The organism is Streptomyces sp. V4I2, assembly GCF_030817655.1.
Taxonomy (GTDB): Bacteria; Actinomycetota; Actinomycetes; order Streptomycetales; family Streptomycetaceae; genus Streptomyces; species Streptomyces plumbiresistens.
Map to the genome: position 1 here is coordinate 3169223 of NZ_JAUSZM010000003.1, position 19626 is coordinate 3188848.

The following is a 19626-nucleotide window of genomic DNA, read 5'->3' on the forward strand; positions in this document are numbered from 1 at the left end:
AGACCTGGGTTCGGGGTCTGCCCCACCAAGGTAATGCCCTTGTCAGGAAACCGGGGAGAATACCGCCACGGTCCGCCCAGGAACCGTGAAGGTGCCCGATATCCGCTCGTAGGACGAGGACTTGACGACGGAGTCGGCACCCGACGCCTGCACCGGGTGCAGCCGGTAGCCGGTCCCGGCGAGCGGACCGACCCGCTGCTCCTGCGCTGTCGGCGTCGCGTTGAAGACGACGACCAGGTCACCGAGCTCCATGGTGATCACGCCGGGCGTCTCCTCCTTCCCGGACAGCGGGAAGGAGAGCTTCGACTGCACCTGGCCGGCCGTGTCGAGGGAGAAGTCCCGCTCCGTCGTCCGGATCTTCAGGAGATCCCGGTACGCCGCCGAGGCGCCCTCGATCTGCGGGCAGCCGACCTTGATCGCGCCCAACAGGGGTTTGGCGTACGGCCACTTGGACGCGTTGTCGGCGGCCATCGGCAGTCCGCGCCCGAAGCCGTTGCCGTCCTGGCAGTTCCAGTGGACGGCGTTGAACCAGTCGCCGCTGTCGTAGGAGTTGCGGTCGAGGGACTTGGACCGCAGCAGGTCGGTGCCCGCCTGGGAGAGGGCCGGGCCCTGCGAGAGGGTGGCCGTCGCCATGGCGAGGACCTGCATGCGGGCCCGGTCGGCCGCGGACGTGCCCGCCGGCAGCTTGAAGGCCAGCGCGTCGAACAGCGTCTCGTTGTCATGCGCGTCCGCGTAGGCGAGGGCGTCGCCGGGCGCGTCCGCGTAGCCGGCGGGGGCGCCGTTGTAGTCGACCTCGGCGCCGGTGACCTCCTTGCCGTCGGTGTCGGTGAAGGTGAAGCCCTTGAGGTTGCCGGAGAGCCCGACCTTGATCAGGTCCTGGTAGTGCAGGAGGCGGGCCTTCTGCTCCGCGGGCGTCCCGTTGCCTGTGGACCCGTTGGGGTCGGTGTACAGGCCGGACGCGAAGCCCTGGACGCCCGGGTCCTCGTCGAAGGGGCCGCCGCCGCGCACGGCGTCACGGGCGCGGTCGGAGAAGGTCGCGACTCCGGTGCCGGCCATGTTCTTCTGCGTGGCCTGCACGAAGCGGGCGTCGTCGGCGACCTCGCCGAAGTTCCAGCCCTCGCCGTACAGGATGATCTTCTTGCCGTCGACGCCGTCCTCGGCGACGGTGAGCGCGTCGAGGGCCTTCCTGACGGCCAGGATGTTGGCCTTCGGGTGGTGGCCCATCAGGTCGAAGCGGAAGCCGTCGACCTTGTACTCCTTGGCCCAGGTGACGATCGAGTCGACGACGAGTTTGCCCATCATGGCGTTCTCGGTGGCCGTGTTGGCACAGCAGGTGCTGTTGGCGACCGAGCCGTCGGCGAGCAGCCGCTGGTAGTAGCCGGGGACGATCCGGTCGAGGACGCTGGTGTCCGCCTGGCCGCTCGCGGCCGTGTGGTTGTAGACGACGTCCATGACGACCCTGAGGCCGTCCTCGTTCAGTGCCTTGACCATCTTCCGGAACTCGACGGTACGGCCGCTGCCCTCGGGGTCCGTCGCGTACGAGCCCTCGGGGACCGTGTAGTGGTAGGGGTCGTAGCCCCAGTTGTAGGCGTCCTTCGCGGCGACCGCGGAGACGCATTCCTGCTGTCGGTCCGAGTCGGCCCCGTAGGAAGCCAGGTCGCAGTCGACACTCGCCTGGTCGGACTTCTTCTCGGGGATGCTGGCGATGTCGAAGGCGGGCAGGAGGTGCACGTACGAGGTGCCCGACTTCGCCAGCTCACGCAGGTGCTCGGAGCCGTCGCTGTCCTTGTCGGTGAAGGCGAGGTAGGTGCCCGGGTCGGCCGCCGTCCTGTCCGCGACGGAGAAGTCCCGGATGTGCAGCTCCTGGATCTGGGCGTCCTTGAGGGGCACGGCCTTGGGCTTGGCCGGCGAGGACCATCCCTTGGGGGCGAGGGAGCCGTCGTCGAGGTCGACGACCAGGCTGCGCTCCGAGTCGGTGGTCAGGGCGAGGGAGTAGGGGTCGGTGACCTTGTTGGTGACGACCTTGCGGACACTGGGCGCCCAGACGGTCACGGCGTACCGGTAGGCCTTGTTCTTCCAGGACTTGGGGCCGGTGACGGACCAGACTCCGGTGGTGGCGTCGCGCTTCATGGCGACCGTGGAGCCGTCGAGTTCCAAGGAGACCTTGTGCGCGGTCGGCGCCCAGACCGCCAGTGTGGGGCGGCCGTTGCGGAACGTCGGTCCGAGCTCCGCCTTCGTCGCCGCGGGGTACAGATCGTCGAGTACGCCGGCGATCTGGACGCCCGTCGCGGCGAGCACCGCTCCGTTGGCGGCCCGCTGGGAGGCGACGACCTGGCCGCTCAGCGCACCGCGCACCCGGTCGCGGTCGCGCGGGTCGACGGACCAGGCGGTGTAGTCCTTGAGGTGCGGGAACCTGGTCTTCTGGGCGTCGGTGAGGACGGTCCTGGAGAGGCGCAGCCACTTGGCGTCCGAGGTCAGCGTGCCCTTGTCGACGGCGATCGAGCCGTCGCGGGAGTACAGCAGCTGTGTGGAGGCGGCCGCCTCGGAGCCGTTCCAGGCGACCGTGTTCCGGTCGATCCAGACCGCCTTGGAGGTGGTCAGGTCGAGCGCGGCGGCGGAGCCGGCCGGCTGCGGGAGCAGGTACTTCTCCTGGCCGCTCACCAGCCACACCTCGTGGCCGTCGGCCGTGAGGTCGAGGGACCGGTCGGTGGGCAGGTCCTTCTCGTCGCCCTTGTGGATGATGTAACTGAGGCTGCCGGCACCCTCGTTGAGCGGTACCTCGAAGACCGCGCCATAGGGGTCGGTCTTCACCGGCTTCAGGGGGTTCGACCAGTCGGTGGGGTTCGCGGCGCCCGTCCAGACGTGCAGGCCCCAGCCGTCGTAGTTCCCGTCGGCGCGGTGGTAGTGCAGGACGGCCTTCGTCTTGTCCTGCGCCGGGTAGTCGGGCCGCTCGGTCCGTACGGCCTCCTTGCCCTGCTCGATCCAGATCTCGCCGGTCTTGGTGACGTCGATCGTGCGGTCGGCGGAGACGTCTTTGGTGCCGTCCTTGTCGATGACGAGGAAGCCGACGTTCGAGGCGCCGGGCTTCAGCTTGACGTAGGCGAAGGCGCCGTACGCGTCCCGGCCGATGAAGGGATGACTGTCGGGCCAGTCGGTCGACTCGCCGTCGGCGAGGTCGCCCCAGGCGTACAGGCCCCAGTCGGCGTAGTCGCCGTCGGTGCGCTTGTAGTGGACGACCGCGGAGTCACGGGAGGAGGCGGAGGGGATCTCCTCGGCGGGCGGGGTGCCGGTGACGCTGGCGGCGGTGGCGCTCGCCGTGCGGCCGGCCGAGTCGACGACAACCGCCTTGTAGCGCAGGGCGGTTCCGGCCGGGACGTCCTTGCCGAGGGTCTGCGTGACCTTGAACGGAGCGTGGTCGGCGGAGCCGAGGGTCTGCCACTTCCCGTTGCCGACCTGCGCGGCGAAGACGACCCGGTTGAGCTGACCGCCTCCCCCGTCGTCGGCGGTGACCCCGACCGTGCCGGTGGCGCCGGTGGCGGGGGCCTTGAGGGTGATCGTCGGCTCGGTGGCGGGCCGGGCGAGCCTGCCGGCCGCCTTGAGGACGATCGCCGAGCCGGCCGGGACGGTGACGGTGATCTTCTTGTCGGCGTCCGACCTGGCCGTGCTGTCGGTGCCGTGGATCCCGCGGAACGCCATGTCCGCCGAACCGGTCGCGAACGTCGCCTGCTTCGCCTCGTCCGCGTTGTTGACGGCCACGACGTACTCGACGCCCGTCTTCGCGTCCGTGCGGGAGAAGGCGTAGACACCGGAGCCGTCGGCCGCGTACCGCTCCGTCTGCACGCCGTCCGCCAGCGCCGGATTGTTCTTGCGAAGCTTCGAGAGGGCGGCGAGCTGCCGGTAGAGCGGTGCCGTCGTGTCGTACGCGTCGTCCGCGTGCGTACGGTCGGTGCCGAGCCGGTCGTCGTCGAGGTAGTCCTCGGTCTTCGAGGCGAACAGCGTCTGGCGGGCGTCCTTGTCGCCGCCCGCGCCGGTGAAGCCCTGTTCGTCGCCGTAGTAGACGACGGGGTTGCCGCGGCTGAGGAACATCAGCTCGTTGGCGAGCCTGTCCTTGGCGAGCAGCTCGGCGTCGGTGGCCTTCGGGTTGTCCTGCTTCAGGAAGTACCCGATGCGTCCCATGTCGTGGTTGCCGAGGAAGGTGACCTGCTCGTACGCGTTGGCCTTGTCGGTCGTGTACTTGTAGTCGTCGCCGAAGACCGCGGCGAGGTTTTGCGCGCTGCCGCCCTGGGAGGCGTACTGCCGGGCCGCCTCCTGGAAGGGGAAGTCGAGCGTGGCGTCGAGGCGGCCCTCGGTGACATACGGCGAGGTGATCGACGTGTCGGCGGAGTACACCTCGCCGAACATGAAGAAGTCGTCGCGGCCCTGCTTGGCGGCGTAGGCGTCGAGGGCGGTGGCCCACTGGGTCCAGAACTCCGTGTTGACGTGCTTCACGGTGTCGACGCGGAAGCCGTCGATGTCGAAGTCCCGCACCCAGCGCTGGTAGATCTTCTCCATCCCGCTGACGACCTCGGGCCGCTCGGTCCACAGGTCGTCGAGGCCGGAGAAGTCGCCGTTCGTGGAGCTCTCACCGGCGAAGGTGGAGTCGCCGCGGTTGTGGTACATCGTCGGGTCGTTGAGCCAGGACGGGACCTTGGCGCTGCTCGTGGCCTTCGGCGTGCGCGGGAAGGAGTCGGCGTCGACCGGGGGGAAGTCCTCGGTGCCGTCCGCGTAGTCGGCGTCGTCGAAGGGCTTCCCGTCCTTGGTCAGGTACGGGAAGGCGCCCTTGGAGAGGTAGTCGTAGGACTTCTCCTCGTAGTCGACGACGTCGGCGGTGTGGTTGGTGATGACGTCGAAGAAGACCTTCATGCCCTTGGCGTGCGCCTTGGAGATGAGGGTCTCGAGGTCCTTGTTGGTGCCGAAGTGCGGGTCGACCTGGGTGAAGTCGGTGATCCAGTACCCGTGGTAGCCGGCGGAGGCTCCCCCAGCGCCCTCGCCCTGCACGGGTCGGTTCTTGAAGATGGGGGCCATCCACAGGGCGGTGGTGCCGAGGCCCTTGATGTAGTCGAGCCTCTTGGTCAGGCCCTTGAGGTCACCGCCCTGGTAGAAGCCCTTGTCGGTGGGGTCGTAGCCGGTGCTGAGGCGGGAACCGGTCAGGCCGCCCCGGTCGTTGCCGGTGTCGCCGTTGGCGAAGCGGTCCGGCAGGACGAAGTAGAACTGCTCACGGGTGGCGTCGTGCCGGGCGGGCTCGGCGGCGAGCTTCGCGTCGGACGGCGGTGGCGGCGGGGTGTCCGCCCGGGCGGCCAGGGGCTGGACGAGCGCCGCGGCCAACGCGGTCACGGTGACCGCGGCGACCCGGCCGGCCTGGGCAGTACGGCGCCTGGGCGCCGTCCATCTCGGTATCACGGACGTGGACTCCTTGCGATGACGGCTCTCTTGGGTCCGACCCCGCGCGACCGTATCGCCGAGGAAAGGCTTACAGCAAGAGTCCTGAAACTTCTGGTAAGAACTTTCAGCAGCTCGACTTGCCCGCATAGATCGCCAGGGCCGTGTTGGCGCCCAGCGTCGCGGTGAACTGGCCGCTCGAACTGACCGTCACCGTCGTGTTGTTCTGCACGTTGCAGTACGTCCCCGCGGGCAGCGAGGTCTGGTAGGTGCGGCTCAGGCTGCCCGACTCGTGGTTGATGGCGACATAGCCTTTCGCTCCCCGCCCGAAGGCGATGGCGTCGCCCCCGTTGTCCCACCAGTTGGTGAGCGACTCGCCGCGCACCGCGTTGCGGAAGGCGACCATGCGCCGGAGCTCCGGCCAGGCGTGCTGGCACTTCCAGCCGTCCTGCCAACAGGCGTTCACGGCGCCGCCGTTGGGCGGCCCGGCGTCGGCGTCGGAGAACTCGTAGCCGGAGTTGATGTCCGGGGCGCCGTACGGGTGGGCGAGCATGAAGACGTTGGCCAGCGTGTAGGTGGCGCCGTCCTTGTAGCTGAGCGTGGAGCCGTTGCGCTCGGTGTCGTGGTTGTCGACGAAGACACCGGAGACCGAGCTGTTCATGTAGCCCCAGCCCTCGCCGTAGTTCTTCAGGTAGGCGAGGTTCTCGTTGTTGAAGACCCGCTTGAGGTCGTAGGCGTAGCGGAACTCCTGGACGTCGCCGTTGCCGGTGTACTCGGTGGGCTGGACGGCCTCTCCGCTGCCGTGAATGACCTCCTGCTTCCAGTACACGGACGGGTTGCTGAGGCGCGACTTGATGTCCGCCAGGTCGGCCGCCGGGATGTGCTTGGCCGCGTCGATGCGGAAGCCGTCGACGCCGTACCCGAGCAGGGAGTTCAGGTAGCCGGCGATCGCCGAGCGGACGTAGCTCTCGCCCGTGTCCAGGTCGGCGAGGCCGACGAGTTCGCAGTTCTGGACGTTGGTGCGGTTGCCGTAGTCGCTGATCGTGGCCGTGCAGTCGTCGAAGTCGTAGGAGGAGTACAGGCCGGGGTAGGTGTACTTCGAGTACGACGAGCCGCCCGTGCCGGTGCCGTTGCCCGCCGACATGTGGTTGACGACCGCGTCGACGACGACCTTCACACCGGCCGCGTGACACGTGTCGACCATGCTCTTGAAGGCGGTGGCGTCACCGAGCCGGCCGGCGATCCGGTAGCTGACCGGCTGGTACGACGTCCACCACTGGGAGCCCTGTATGTGCTCGGCGGGCGGGGAGACCTGGACGTAGCCGTACCCGGCCGGGCCGAGGGTGCTGGTGCACTCCTTCGCCACCGAGGCGAAGTTCCACTCGAAGAGGACGGCAGTGACGTCCTTGGTGCCGGGCGGCGCGGCCTGTGCGGTGCCGGCGGGGGCGACGAACGCGGCGGCGCCCGCCATGAGGGCGCATGCTCCGGCGAGGGCTCTTCTGGCCATGTGAGGGCCCCTTCTCCGTTGAAGGTTCTTGCTGAAAGCTTGCAAAGCCGTGCGGTGTCGCAGAGCGTAGAGGCCCGCCTCCCCAAGCGGAAGGCGGGCCTCGAAGATTCCTGAAACTTCTTGCAGGGTCGGTCAGTTGACCGCTGTCAGTCGGCCGCTGTCAGTTGGCCGTCCACCACACGGTCGTGTCCGCCGGCAGCTTCGCCTCGCCGTCCGTCTCGGCGATCTCGCCGCTGGCGAGGAGCACACGGCCGTACGCCGGAGTCGTGACCGACTCACCGCCGGTGTTGGCGACACACACGAACTCGCCGCGGCGGAAGGCGAGGACGCCCTCGGGAGCCTTCAGCCACTCCACGGAGTCGCCCGCGCCGAGGTCGGGCTGTTCGCGGCGGGCGGCGAAGGCGGCGCGGTACAGCTCCAGGGTGGAGCCGGGGACGCCGCTCTGGGCCTCGATGCTCAGTTCGCCCCAGCCCTCCGGCTGCGGGAGCCAGCTGCCGCCGCTGCCGAAGCCGTACGACGATCCCTCGCGCGTCCACGGGATCGGCACCCGGCAGCCGTCGCGGAAGCCGTCCTGGCCGGCGCCCCGGAAGTACGCCGGGTCCTGGCGCACCTCGTCGGGCAGGTCGACGACGTCCGGCAGGCCGAGTTCCTCGCCCTGGTAGACGTACGCCGAGCCGGGCAGCGCCAGCATGAGGAGGGTCGCGGCCCGCGCCCGGCGCAGGCCGAGTTCGCGGTCGCCCGCCGTGCGGATCTGGGTGCCGAGGCCGGGCGGGTTGGCGAAGCGGGTGGCGTGGCGGGTCACGTCGTGGTTGGACAGGACCCAGGTGGCGGGGGCGCCGACCGGGCGCATCGCCTCCAGGGTGCGGTCGATGACCGTCCGCAGTTCTTCGGCGTCCCACTCGGTGCTCAGGTACTGGAAGTTGAAGGCCTGGTGGAGCTCGTCCGGGCGGACGTAGTTCGCGGTGCGCTCGACCGTCGGGGTCCACGCCTCGGCGACGAAGATCCGCTCGCCCGCGTACTCGTCGAGGATCGTGCGCCACTGGCGGTAGATGGCGTGCACGCCGTCCTGGTCGAAGAACGGCATGACATCGTTGCCCAGCAGCTTGAGTTGCTCGTGGGATCCGAGGTCGGGGAGGCCCTCCGCCTTCACCAGGCCGTGGGCCACGTCGATGCGGAAGCCGTCGACGCCCATGTCGAGCCAGAAGCGCAGGATGGAGCGGAACTCGTCGCCGACGGCCGGGTGATCCCAGTTGAAGTCGGGCTGCTCGGGGGCGAAGAGGTGGAGATACCACTCACCGGGCGAGCCGTCCGGTTCGGTGACGCGGGTCCACGCCGGGCCGCCGAAGATCGACTCCCAGTCGTTGGGCGGGAGTGCGCCGTTCTTCCCCTTGCCGGGCCGGAAGTGGTAGCGGTCCCGCAGCGGCGAGCCGGGGCCGTCCGCGACGGCCCGCTTGAACCACTCGTGCTGGTCGGAGGAGTGGTTGGGGACCAGGTCGACGATGATCCTGAGGTCCAGTTCGCGGGCGGAGCGGATCAGCGCGTCGGCGTCGAGGAGGTTGCCGAACATGGGGTCCACGGCCCGGTAGTCGGCGACGTCGTAGCCGGCGTCGGCCTGCGGGGAGGCGTAGAAGGGGCTGAGCCACACGGCGTCCACGCCGAGGTCGCGCAGGTACGGCAGTCGGGAGCGGATGCCCTCCAGGTCGCCCATGCCGTCGCCGTTGCTGTCGGCGAAGCTGCGCGGATAGACCTGGTAGATCACCGCGTCCCGCCACCAGTCGCGGCGCTTGGCGACGGTGGCGACGGCGGAGTTTTCGGCCGGGTCGGCGGAGTGCTGGCTCATGGCGTCCTTGATACGTAAAGGAGTTTCGGTCATGGAGGCTTACGTGCGTAGGGCAGGGCGGGTGACGAGGCGGCCGCGGTGACAGCGGGGTCGGATGGTCACCGCGGCCGCCACCCGCGCGGTCAGGCGCGCGGGAGTCGGGTCGGAAGGGGTCAGCCCTTCGTGCCGCCCGCGGTGAGGCCGGTCACCAGGTTCTTCTGCACGAAGTAGAAGAACGCGGAGACGGGTATCGCGATCAGCACCGCGGTGGCGGCCATGAGATTGCGCTGCGCGTCGTGTTCGCTGACGAAGGTCTGCAGTCCGACGGCGAAGGTGTACTTCGTGTCGGACAGCATGAACGTCGCGGCGAACGCGACCTCCCCGAAGGCGGTGAGGAAGCTGTAGAAGGCGGCGACCGCCAGGCCCGGCTTGGCGAGCGGCAGGATCAGTCGCGCGAACGTGCCGAAGGGGGTCAGCCCGTCGACCCGTCCCGCCTCGTCGATCTCGAACGGGATGGTGTCGAAATAGCCCTTCATCAGCCATGCGCAGTACGGAACGGTGGTCGTGCAGTACACCAGGATGAGTCCAAGGTAGCTGTCGATGAGCTGCAGTTCCGAGAGGATCTGGTACATCGGCACCATGAGTACGGCCACCGGGAACATCTGCGTGACCAGGAGCACCCACATGAACTTCCGGTAGCCCGGGAAGCGCATGCGCGAGACCGCGTAACCGGTGGTCGCGGAGATGACCACACCGATGAGTGTGGTGCCGAGGGTGACGATCATCGTGGTCTGCAGCCAGTCGAAGAACTTCGTCTCCTGGAGCACGAACGTGTAGTTGTCGAACGTCATCTTCCCCCAGATGCGTCCGGGATGCAGGTAGTCGTCCTTGTCCGGGCCGAGGGACAGGAACACCAGCCAGGCGACCGGGAAGAGCGCGATGAGGCTCGCGGTGATCAGGATGCCGTGGGAGGCGAGGCGGACGGCGGGGGTGCTCTCGCCGCGCTTGGTGGCCTTGCGCGGCGCGGGCGCCATGGAGTCCTCCTTGTTCGCCGCGGCGGAGGTCTCGGCGGTGGTCGTACTCATGGGGACTCCTGCCTCAGATCGCGAGCTGCTGGTCATTGCGGTTCAGCCAGCGGCGGTAGAAGGAGGTGAAGACGATCAGGATGGCCAGCAGCAGGATGCCGTAGGCCGCCGACTGCGCGAAGTCACGCGGCTGCTGTCCGAAGCCGAGGTACCAGGCCCAGGTGACGAGGATCTGCGCGTCGGGGGCGGTGTTGCCGAACAGCAGGAAGATGATCGCGAACTGGTTGAAGGTCCAGATGATGCCGAGGAGGACGACGGTGGAGCTGACGGACCTCAGGCCCGGCAGGGTGACGTACCGGAACTTCTGCCAGGCGCTGGCCCCGTCCATCTCGGCGGCCTCGTACAGCGAGGTGTCGATGGACTGCAGGCCGCCGAGCAGCGACAGCATCATGAAGGGCACCCCGCACCAGGTGTTGACCATGATCGCGGAGAACCGCTGCCAGAAGGTGTCCTCCAGCCACAGCGGTGTCGGCAGGTGGAGGGTCTCCAGGAAGGAGTTGATGATCCCGCCGTCGGCGAGCATGAACCGCCAGCCGAAGACGGTGACGAAGGTCGGCACGGCCCACGGCAGGATCAGGACCAGCCGGTAGAAGGTGCGCCCGCGCAGCTTCAGGTTGAGCAGCAGGGCGAGGCCCAGGCCGATCGTGTAGTGCAGGGTGACGCAGAGCGCGGTCCAGACGATCGTCCAGATGAAGTGCGACCAGAAGCGGTCGTAGGCCGTGTCGCCCCACAGGATGTCGGCGTAGTTGTCGAGGCCGATGAACTCGTAGGTGGCGTCGATGTGGTTGACGCCGATCGTGCGGGCGGTGTTGAGGCTGTTGGCGTCGGTGAGCGTGAGGTACAGGCCGTACGCCAGGGGGTACAGCACGAGGACGCCGAGGACGACTACCACGGGGGCGATCATCGCGTACGCGTACCAGTGCTTCTGATAGCCGCGCCGCAGGCGCCGGCCCAGCCCGGACTTCGGCTCGCGGTCACCGCGGCGCTTGCCGGTCGCGCGGTCGATGGCGACTGTCATTGGTTCGACACCTTCTTCGACACCTTCTCCGACACCTTCTGGAAGATCTTCGGCCTGCCCGGCCCGCACGGCCCGGTCACAGGCCGGTGGCCGCCGGATCCCTCCCCCGGTTCGCGGGGGATCCGGCGGCCACTCGGGGTCACTTGCTGAAGTCCGGGACCAGCTTGGCGATCGCGGTCTCGGCGGTGCCCAGGCCCTTGTCGAGGGACGTCTTGCCCCCGGCGATCTGCGGCAGCTCGGTGTCCAGCGGGCCCCACAGGGAGCTGTACTCGGGCAGCGCCGGGCGCGGCTGGGCGGCGGGCAGGACGCCCTGGAAGCCGGCGATGCCCGGGTCGGCCTTGACCTCGGCGGTGTAGGCGTCGTCGCGGGTCGGCAGCGTGGAGTTCTTCAGCGCGATGCTCGCCTGGGACTTCGCGGAGGTCATGAAGTTGACGAACTTCAGGGCCGCCTTCTGGTGGGCCGAGTCCGAGCCGGCGTACACCGAGAGGTTGTGGCCGCCGGTCGGGGCGCCCGCCTTGCCGGTGGAGCCGGCCGGGACGGTGGCGATGCCGAGGTTGTTCTTGTCCTTGAAGGCGGTGCCCTTGTAGAAGTTGGTGATCTCCCACGGGCCCTGGATGATCGAGGCGACCTTGCCGCTGACGAACGCCTCCTGGATGTGGGCGTAGGCGTCGGCGGTGGTGTCGGCCTTGTGCAGGCCCTTGCCGTCGAACAGGCTCAGCCAGGTCTCGTAGCCCTTCTTGGCGGGCGCCGAGTTGACGGTGACCTTCTTGGCGGCGGCGTCGACGGTGTCGGTGCCCTCGCCGTAGAGGAAGGTCTGCGCGTAGTAGGCCTGGGTGGAGCCCCAGTAGCCGTCGACGCCGGTCTTGGCCTTGAGCGTGGCGGCGGCCTTCTTCAGGTCGTCCCAGGTCTTCGGGGCCTCGACACCGGCCTTCGCGAAGAGCTCCTTGTTGTAGACCAGCGCGAGGGTGTCGGTGACCAGCGGCACGCCGTAGGTCTTGCCGTCGTACTTGGCCTGCTCGATCAGGTTGGGCTGGAACTTGCTCTCGTCCGCGAGGGCCTCGGTGCCGTCCAGCGGCAGGAAGTAGCCCTTCTTCGCGAAGGCGGGGGTCCAGCCGACCTCGGAGCGCAGGATGTCCGGGGCGCCCTTGGAACCGGCGGCGGTGTCGAACTTGTTCTGTGCCTGGTCGAAGGGCACGTTGACGTACTTGACCTTGACGTCCTTGTTGGCGGCCTCGAACTCCTTGATCAGGGCCTGGTACGTCGGCGCCTCGTTGGTGGCGTTGGAGGTGTCCCACCAGGTGATGGTGACCGGACCGTCGGCCGAGTCGCCGCCGTCGCTTCCGCCGCAGGCCGTCGCCGCGAGGGCGAAAGACGCCACCAGCGCGGTGGCCGCTATGCCACGCCGCATGAGTTCTCCTTGAGGGTGAAAGCCCGTGTGCTCACAGAAGACGGCCCCGTCTGCCGCCCCTGTCGACTTGCCGACTGCGCCGTTGCGGCCGCCGGGCGTCGCCGAACGTAACAGCGATGTAAGCGCCACGAAAGAGCTTGCAGCAAAAAAGTGCAAGAGAGCTCCGAAGTTATCCGTGCGTGACCCCAGAGCGACCATCGTGAGACGCTTATTTGCGGCCGTCGAGCAGATGGGACGGGTTGTGCAAGACTCTGCAAGCTCTTGCCATCACTTTCACGAGGGAGCGCGATGACCCAGCAGCCCGGGCCGGGCCGGCCAACACGTCGCACGCGGCGCCGGATTGGTGTGCAAGGTGAGACCTGGCCGGTACAGTCCACCCCTGTGACCACACGGCTTGCCGACATCGCTGCTCAGGCGGGGGTGAGCGAAGCGACCGTCAGCCGCGTCCTCAACGGCAAGCCGGGCGTCGCCGCCACCACCCGCCAGTCCGTGCTGGCCGCCCTCGACGTACTGGGCTACGAACGCCCGGTGCGTCTGCGGCAGCGCAGCGAAGGCCTCGTGGGCCTCATAACCCCGGAGCTGGAGAACCCGATATTCCCGGCACTGGCCCAGGTCATCGGCCAGGCACTGACCCGGCAGGGCTACACGCCGGTGCTCGCGACCCAGACCCCGGGCGGTTCCACGGAGGACGAGCTGACGGAGATGCTCGTCGACCGGGGCGTGGCCGGCATCATCTTCGTCTCCGGTCTGCACGCGGACACCTCCGCCGACATGCAGCGCTACGAGCAGCTGCGCGCGCAGGGCGTGCCGTACGTGCTGGTGGACGGCTTCTCGCCGAAGGTGCAGGCGCCGTTCATCTCCCCCGACGACCGGGCGGCGATGACCCTGGCGGTCACGCACCTGGTGTCGCTGGGGCACACACGGATCGGCCTCGCGCTCGGCCCCAAGCGGTTCGTGCCGGTGCAGCGCAAGATCGAGGGCTTCGTCCGCACCATGCAGGACCTGCTGGGTCTGGGTACGGAGGCCATCGAGACGGAGTTCGTCCAGCACTCCCTCTACACCCTGGAGGGCGGCCAGGCCGCGGCCACCGCGCTCATGGAGCGGGACTGTACGGCGGTGGTGTGCGCCAGCGACATGATGGCGCTGGGCGCGATACGGGCGGCCCGGCAGCGCGGCCTGGACGTCCCCAAGGACATCTCGGTCGTCGGCTTCGACGACTCCCCCCTGATCGCCTTCACCGACCCGCCGCTGACGACGATCCGCAAGCCGGTCCCGGCGATGGGACAGGCAGCGGTCCGCACGCTGTTGGAGGAGATCGGCGGGACGCCCGCGCCCCACAGCGAGTTCGTGTTCATGCCGGAACTGGTGGTGCGCGGCTCGACCGCCTCGGCTCCCGGGGAACGCGGACGCCACTGAGGTCGCACGGCTCGTGAGGCTCGGGGCGCGGCTCGTTCTCAGGGTGGATAAATCGACCTTTCCGCAGTGCGCTGGTAGGAGGTTCCAGGGGTCTTCCGGGCGTAGAACGTGCGACCCGGACCCAACCGGGGGATGATCGGCGGAAGAAGCCTTTTCTGGCAGACTCTGTGCCTATGACTGAGACGACCGTGACGACGCAGGAAGGGCCCGACGAGGCCGTTCCGCAGCCCGTCACGGCCGGGACCGGGCCGGGTCTCCTGCACCGGCTGCGCGCCCCGCGCCGGCCCCGCCTCTGGTTCGAGATCCTTCTGATCGCCCTGAGTTACTGGACGTACTCACTCGTCCGCAACGCGGTCCCGGAGCAGCGGTCCGAGGCGCTGCGGAACGCCGACTGGATCTGGAAGGTCGAGCACCAGCTCGGCATCGCCGTCGAGGAGTCCGTCAACCATGGCGTGAACTCGGTGACTTGGCTCATCGTCGGGATGAACTACTACTACGCGACCTTGCACTTCGTGGTGACGCTGGGTGTGCTCGTGTGGCTCTACCGCAGTCATCCCGGCCGCTACGCGGCGACCCGTCTCGTGCTCTTCGCGACCACCGGCGTCGCCCTGGTCGGTTACTACCTGTATCCGCTCGCCCCGCCGCGGCTGATGAACGGCGGCGACTTCGTCGACACCGTCATGGTCCACCAGACCTGGGGCTCGATGGCCTCGGGCGACCTGAAGAACATGTCGAACCAGTACGCCGCGATGCCGTCGATGCACATCGGCTGGTCCCTGTGGTGCGGTCTGACGATCTTCGCGCTGGCGTCGGTGCCGTGGGTGCGGGTGCTGGGCCTGCTCTACCCGACGGCCACGCTGGTGGTCATCGTCGCCACCGCCAACCACTTCTGGCTCGACGCGGTGGGCGGCATGGCGTGCCTCGCCTTCGGCTTCACGGTGGCGCGGGTCTGGTACGGGGCACTGCCGTACACGCTGCCGAAGCTGGTGCCGGCCCGCGGCGGGCCCTTGCCGCCGAAGAAGGCCTGGGCAGGCTCTTAGCCCGCCGCCTCCCGCAGCGCCCCGATGAACGCCTCCAGGGCCGGCTGCGGCGGGGCCGTCTCCCGTACCGCCGCGTGGATGCTGCGCACCGGCTCCGGGCGCCGCACCGGGCGTACGACCACGTCGGGATGGCGGCCGCCCAGCCCCAGCCGTGGGATCAGGCTGACGCCCAGGCCCGCCGCCACGAAGCCCTGCGCGGTCACGTAGTCCTCGCTCTCGACCACGAACCGCGGCCGGAACCCGGCGACCTCGCAGGCGTGGAGCTGTGCGTCCAGGCACGGTCCGGGCCACTCGCTGCCGACCCAGGGCTCCTCGGCCAGCTCGGTGAGCGCCACCGACCGCCGCGCCGCGAGCCGGTGCCCCCTGGGGAGGACGGCGAGGTAGGGGTCGTCCAGCAGGTGCAGCAGCCGTACGCCGTCGCTCCCGGTCCCCTCCCCCACCACGAGCGCCAGGTCCGCCCGCCCCTCCCGCACGTCCGGCAGCGGGTCCTCGGGGTCGGTCAGTCTCAGCTCGACCTGTACGCCGGGGTGGTCGGCCCGCAGCCGCGCCACCGCCGGGGCGACCAGCGAGGCACCGGCGGTCGCGAAGTACCGCACCGACAGCCGTCCGGTGCGCCCCGCCAGCAGGTCGGCGAGGGCGGTCTCCGCCTCGGCGACCTGCCGGCCGATCGTGTCCGCGTACTCCGTGAGCAGCAGCCCGGCCGCCGTGGGCCGCACCCCGCGCCCGACCCGTTCGAGGAGCTCGGCCCCGGCCTCCTTCTCCAGCGCGGCGACCTGCTGACTGACCGCGGACGGCGTGTAGCCGAGCCGCGCGGCCGCCGCGGTCACCGATCCACAGGCCACGACGGACCGCAGCACCTGCATACGCCTCACGTCCAGCATGCAGGACAGCTTAACGGTGCATGCATAATACTTCACTTGTCCTTACGCTCCCGTTGGCGGACCGTGGGGGCATGCAGCGCTCCTCCACCGTCCGCATGGCCGTGCTCGCCCTCCTGTGGGGCTCCGGCTTCCTGTGGATCAAAGTCGCCCTGAACCACGGCCTGTCCCCCGCCCAGATCACCATCGCCCGGTGCGCCCTCGGTGCGGCGGTCCTGCTCCTGCTCGCCCGCTCGGCGGGCCAGCGCCTGCCGCGGTCCCGCTCCACCTGGAAGCACCTGGTCGTCGCCGCCTTCTTCTGCAACGCGCTGCCCTTCGCCCTGTTCAGCGTCGGCGAGCAGACCGTCGACTCCGGTGTCGCGGGCGTCCTGAACGCCACCACACCGCTGTGGGCACTCCTGATCGGCCTGCTCCTCGGCACCGACCGGGCCCTGCGCCCCGTACGTCTGACCGGCCTGGTCCTCGGGTTCGCCGGGACGCTGCTGATCTTCGCGCCCTGGCACCGGTCCGGGCTGCTGAGCTGGGGCGCCCTGGCGCTGCTGGCCGCCGCCGTGAGCTACGCCGTGGCGTTCGCGTACATGGCCCGCAAGCTCACCGCCGGCCGGGATCCGCTCGCCGTCTCCGCGGCCCAACTCCTCACGGCGACGGCCTGGAGCGCCCTGGCCCTCCCGGCCGCGGGCCCTCTCGACACCGACCTCACCGGACTGCTCGCGATCACCGCACTCGGGGTCCTCGGCACGGGCGTCACCTTCTACCTCAACTACCGGCTGATCGCGGACGAGGGTCCGACGGCGGCCGCGACGGTCGGCTATCTGCTGCCCGTCGTGTCGGTGTCGCTGGGCGCGCTGCTCCTGGACGAGAACGTGGGGCCGCGGGTGCTCGCCGGGATGGCGGTGGTGCTGGTGGGGGTGGCGCTCACCCGCGGGCGGCGGGCGGCCGGGACAGTGGTGAGTGTCCCGGCCCCGAAGGCCTACGCCCCGTAGAACAGTTCGTCCACGACGCCCCGCGCCCGTCGTGCCGTACGCCGGTAGTCGTCGAGCATGTCGCCGACGTGCCCGGGGCCGTAGCCCAGGTACCGCCCCACCGCGCCCAGTTCGCGGGCGTCCGAGGGGAAGGTGTCGCCGGCGCGGCCGCGTACGAGCATCACGGCGTTGCGTACGCGGGTGGCCAGGACCCAGGCCTCGTCGAGGGTGCCGGCGTCCTCGTCGGAGAGGAGGCCGGCCGTGCGGGCGGCGGCGAGGGCGGCGCGGGTGCGGGTCGTGCGCAGGCCCGCGACCCGCGCGCCGTGCCGCATCTGGATGAGCTGCACCGTCCACTCGACGTCGGACAGGCCGCCGGGCCCGAGCTTGGTGTGCAGCTTCGGGTCGGCGCCGCGCGGCATCCGCTCGGACTCCATCCGGGCCTTCAGGCGCCGGATCTCGCGTACGGCGTCGTCACCGAGGCCGGCCGCCGGATAGCGCAGCGGATCGATCAGCTCGATGAAACGGCTGCCCAACTCCTCGTCCCCGGCGACCGGTTCGGCCCGCAGCAGGGCCTGCGACTCCCAGCCGAGGGACCAGCGGCGGTAGTAGGCCTCGTAGGAGTTCAACGTCCGTACGAGCGGGCCGGACTTGCCCTCCGGTCGCAGGTCGGCGTCGATCAGCAGGGGCGGGTCGGCGCTGGAGATCTGGAGGAGGCGGCGCATCTCGGAGACGACCTTGTTGGCCGCCTGGGACGCCTCGCGTTCGTCGACGCCGTCGCGCGGCTCGTGCACGAAGAGGACGTCGGCGTCGGAGCCGTAGCCGAGTTCGTGGCCGCCGAAGCGCCCCATGCCTATGACGGCGAACCGGGTGGGCAGGGTGTCCCCCCAGCCGTCCCCGACCACCGCGCGCAGCGTCCCCGAGAGGGTGGCCGCCGTCAGGTCGGAGACCGCGCCGCCGACCCGGTCCACGAGGGCGCCCTGGTCGGCCTCGACCGGCTGGGACTCGGTGCCGTAGGAGCCGACGATGTCCGCGGCGGCCGTCCGGAACAGCTCGCGGCGGCGGACACCGCGCGCGAAGGTGACCGCCTGCACGGCGCCGTCCGCGCGGCCGACCGCGGCGAGGATCTCCTGCTCCAGGGCCGCCCGGTCGCGCGGCTCCAGGCCGCCCGCGGCGCCGTCGCCGAGCAGCGCGACCGCCTCGGGCGCGCGCATCAGCAGGTCGGGGGCGAGGCGGCCGGCGGACAGGACCCGGGCGAGGTTCTCGGCGGCGGCACCCTCGTCCCTCAGCAGCCGCAGGTACCAGGGGGTCCTGCCGAGCGCGTCCGACACCTTGCGGAAGTTGAGCAGCCCGGCGTCCGGGTCGGCCGAGTCGGCGAACCAGCCGAGCAGGACCGGCAGCAGCGTGCGCTGGATGGCCGCCTTGCGGGTGACCCCGGACGCCAGCGCCTCCAGGTGCCGCAGCGCCGCCGCCGGGTCCGCGTACCCCAGCGCGACCAGCCGCTCGCGGGCCGCCTCGGGGCTCAACCGGGTCTCACCGGGGGCGAGTTGGGCGACCGCGTCGAGCAGGGGGCGGTAGAAGAGCTTCTCGTGCAGCCGCCGTACGACACTGGTGTGCCGTTTCCACTCGCGGGTCAGCTCGGCGACCGGGTCGGCGCGCAGACCGAGGGAACGGCCCAGGCGCCGCAGGTCGGCCTCGTCCTCGGGGACGAGGTGGGTGCGGCGCAGCCGGTACAGCTGGATGCGGTGCTCCATGGAGCGCAGGAAGCGGTAGGCGTCGTCGAGCTGGACGGCGTCCGCGCGGCCGACATAGCCGCCGGTGGCCAGGGCCTGCAGGGCCTTGAGCGTGGTGCCGCTGCGGAGCGAGACGTCGGCCCGTCCGTGCACCAGCTGGAGGAGCTGGACGGCGAATTCGACGTCCCTCAGGCCGCCGGGGCCGAGCTTCAGCTCGCGTTCGATCTCGGCGACCGGGATGTTCTGGACGACGCGGCGGCGCATCTTCTGCACGTCGGCGACGAAGTTGTCGCGCTCGGCGGCCTTCCAGACGAGGGGTTCGAGGGCGGCGACGTACTCCTCGCCGAGTTCGATGTCGCCGGCCACCGGGCGGGCCTTGAGCAGGGCCTGGAACTCCCACGTCTTGGCCCAGCGCTGGTAGTAGGCGAGGTGGCTGGAGAGCGTGCGCACCAGCGGACCGTTTCTGCCCTCGGGCCGCAGATTGGCGTCCACGGGCCAGATCGATCCCTCGACGGTGGTCTCCGAGCAGATCCGCATCAGGTGCGAGGCGAGCTTGGTGGCGGCCCTGACGGCCTTGCCCTCGTCGGCGCCCTCGGCGGCCTCGCCGACGAAGATGACGTCGACGTCCGAGACGTAGTTCAGCTCGTTCCCGCCGCACTTGCCCATCGCGATGACGGCGAGCCGGCACAGCGCCGCGTCGTCGGGCGCCGCCGCGCGGGCGATGGCGAGGGCGGCGCGCAGGGTGGCGGTCGCGAGGTCGGCGAGTTCGGCGGCGGTCTGAGCCAGGTCGGTGGTGCCGCACACGTCCCGGGCGGCGATGGACAGCAGGCAGCGGCGGTAGGCGACGCGCAGGGCGACCGGGTCGGCCGCCTCGGCCAGTCCCCGCTCGAACTCCTCCACCCCGGGATGCAGATCCCGCGGCTCGTACATGACGAGGGCGTGCCAGTCGCTCGGGTGCCGGGCGAGATGGTCGGCGAGCGCGGCGGAGGCGCCGAGCACCCCGAGCAGCCGGTCGCGCAGCGGCTTGGCCGCTATCACCGTGTCGAGCAGTTCCCGGCGGGCGGTGGGCGCCGGCTGCGCCTCCAGCAGCCGTACGAGACCGTGCAGGGCCAGGTCCGGGTCGGCGGTCGCCCCCAGCGCCTCCAGCAGGACCGGGTCGTCCCGCAGGTGCGCGAGCTCCCCGCTGTCCAGGAGCCGCTCGGCGCCGGAGGGATCGGTGAAGCCGTGCCGCAGCAGCCGCGTGAAGGTACTGCTCCTGCGCCCCGGCGCCGTCATATCCGGCCTCCTGTCGGATCAAGGTCGTACGGGGCCGAGCCTAACCGGAGAAGCTGAGGGAAGCGCCGGG

At 70.1% G+C, this 19626-nt stretch carries 11 protein-coding genes; 3 read left to right on the top strand and 8 right to left on the bottom strand.

Annotation, left to right across the window (positions count from 1 at the left end; genetic code table 11):
- Window positions 1-42: 42 nt before the first annotated feature.
- From pulA to QFZ76_RS15490, 6 genes are all read right to left on the bottom strand, one after another.
- A complete protein-coding gene (gene pulA / locus QFZ76_RS15465) occupies window positions 43-5439 on the bottom strand; it encodes a pullulanase-type alpha-1,6-glucosidase (RefSeq protein WP_307674280.1) in 5397 nt (1798 codons plus the stop codon).
- A 106-nt stretch (window positions 5440-5545) separates the two neighbouring features.
- Window positions 5546-6925, bottom strand: coding sequence for an alpha-amylase family protein (locus QFZ76_RS15470; RefSeq protein ID WP_307674281.1), 1380 nt, complete (start codon window positions 6923-6925; stop codon window positions 5546-5548).
- Between the two features lie 160 nt (window positions 6926-7085).
- The gene (locus QFZ76_RS15475; protein WP_307674282.1) at window positions 7086-8765 is read right to left on the bottom strand and encodes a glycoside hydrolase family 13 protein; all 1680 of its coding nucleotides are present in this window, start codon (window positions 8763-8765) and stop codon (window positions 7086-7088) included.
- A 152-nt stretch (window positions 8766-8917) separates the two neighbouring features.
- On the bottom strand, window positions 8918-9829 hold the full coding sequence (locus QFZ76_RS15480) for a sugar ABC transporter permease (RefSeq protein ID WP_307674283.1): 912 nt from the start codon (window positions 9827-9829) through the stop codon (window positions 8918-8920).
- Between the two features lie 13 nt (window positions 9830-9842).
- Entirely contained in the window at window positions 9843-10847 is a 1005-nt protein-coding gene (locus QFZ76_RS15485) for a carbohydrate ABC transporter permease (RefSeq protein WP_307674284.1), read from the bottom strand.
- A 139-nt stretch (window positions 10848-10986) separates the two neighbouring features.
- Complete coding sequence (locus QFZ76_RS15490) at window positions 10987-12255, bottom strand: extracellular solute-binding protein (RefSeq protein ID WP_307674285.1); 1269 nt, start codon at window positions 12253-12255, stop codon at window positions 10987-10989.
- Window positions 12256-12636: 381 nt separating this feature from the next.
- On the opposite strand from QFZ76_RS15490, the gene QFZ76_RS15495 reads away from it, so the two are divergent.
- Entirely contained in the window at window positions 12637-13671 is a 1035-nt protein-coding gene (locus tag QFZ76_RS15495) for a LacI family DNA-binding transcriptional regulator (RefSeq protein WP_266440557.1), read from the top strand.
- A gap of 173 nt (window positions 13672-13844) precedes the next feature.
- Window positions 13845-14711, top strand: a complete 867-nt coding sequence (locus tag QFZ76_RS15500; protein WP_307674286.1) for a phosphatase PAP2 family protein — start codon at window positions 13845-13847, stop codon at window positions 14709-14711.
- Here the strand turns inward: QFZ76_RS15500 and QFZ76_RS15505 are convergent.
- Entirely contained in the window at window positions 14708-15592 is an 885-nt protein-coding gene (locus QFZ76_RS15505; protein ID WP_307674287.1) for a LysR family transcriptional regulator, read from the bottom strand. The two genes, QFZ76_RS15500 and QFZ76_RS15505, sit on opposite strands and share 4 nt — an antisense overlap.
- A 71-nt stretch (window positions 15593-15663) precedes the next feature.
- Here QFZ76_RS15505 and QFZ76_RS15510 point away from each other — a divergent pair, with 71 nt between their 5' ends.
- Window positions 15664-16572 carry a DMT family transporter gene (locus QFZ76_RS15510; RefSeq protein WP_307674288.1) on the top strand — a complete coding sequence of 303 codons (909 nt, stop codon included), beginning with the start codon at window positions 15664-15666 and terminating at the stop codon, window positions 16570-16572.
- On the opposite strand, the gene QFZ76_RS15515 is transcribed toward QFZ76_RS15510, so the two are convergent.
- A complete protein-coding gene (locus QFZ76_RS15515) occupies window positions 16560-19556 on the bottom strand; it encodes a bifunctional [glutamine synthetase] adenylyltransferase/[glutamine synthetase]-adenylyl-L-tyrosine phosphorylase (RefSeq protein WP_307674289.1) in 2997 nt (998 codons plus the stop codon). The genes QFZ76_RS15510 and QFZ76_RS15515 overlap by 13 nt on opposite strands.
- Window positions 19557-19626: the final 70 nt, after the last annotated feature.